Annotated in this window: 1 protein-coding gene and 1 pseudogene; both read left to right on the top strand. The window is 72.0% G+C overall.

Going from position 1 to position 782, the window contains the following annotated elements; genetic code table 11:
- Positions 1–428 (top strand): annotated as a pseudogene (locus tag G3436_RS26935) (acyl-CoA dehydrogenase); the annotation flags it as partial.
- Positions 425–782 (top strand): PIG-L deacetylase family protein (locus tag G3436_RS26930; protein WP_163951408.1); only part of this gene is annotated, 358 nt, incomplete at its 3' end. The pseudogene G3436_RS26935 and the gene G3436_RS26930, both read left to right, overlap by 4 nt.

Genomic DNA, 782 nt, shown 5'->3' with positions numbered 1-782 from the left:
CTGGCACGGCGGGGCCGGCATTGCCGCGTGCTGTACGGCGCCGCCGAAGCGCTGGCCGACTCTCTGCGCGAGCACTGCCGCCAGCCACGGCCGACCCGCACGCCGAAGCCCACCTGGGAGCGGTGGATGCTGCCTTGTACGGCGCCGCTGCGGCCTTGCGCGAATGCGCTGCACTGATCGATGCACACCCCCTGGCCGATGCCGAATTGGCCGTACGCCGGGTGCGCGCCCAGGTAGAAGAAGCCGCCGCGCAGGTGCTGACCCACGTGGGGCGGGCCCTGGGGGCGACCCCCTTCTGTCGCGACAGCCACTTCGCCCGGCTCAGTGCCGACCTGCCGGTGTTCCTGCGCCAGAGCCACGCCGAGCGCGACCTGGCGCAGTTGGGCCGGCAACTGGCCGCGCGCGAAGCCGGCGATTGGCAGCTATGAGCGTCGATAACCCGATCCAGGCGGCAGGCAACGGCACGCCCTTGTCGCTGTGGCAGGCTTGCACCGAGCTTGCCCAGCTAGCCACCATCACACGCGACGCGCTGGTACCACCCGGCAACCGCCTGGTGGTGGTGGCGCCGCATCCGGACGATGAGGTGCTGGGGTGCGGCGGCCTGTTGTCGACCTTCAGGGGGTGCGAGCATGCCTTGATGCTGATCTCGGTCACGGACGGTGAAGGCAGCCACCCCGGCTCGCACACCTGGCCCAGCGAGCGCCTGCGCGCCCAGCGTCCGCTGGAGAGCCAGGCCGCCTTGGCCGCGCTGGGGCTGACGCCGGCACGGGTCGCCTGGCAAC

Source organism: Pseudomonas brassicae (assembly GCF_010671725.1).
GTDB classification, from domain to species: domain Bacteria; phylum Pseudomonadota; class Gammaproteobacteria; order Pseudomonadales; family Pseudomonadaceae; genus Aquipseudomonas; species Aquipseudomonas brassicae.
The sequence above is the reverse complement of the archived record's forward strand: the minus strand, read 5'-3'. Positions and strand labels throughout refer to the sequence as shown.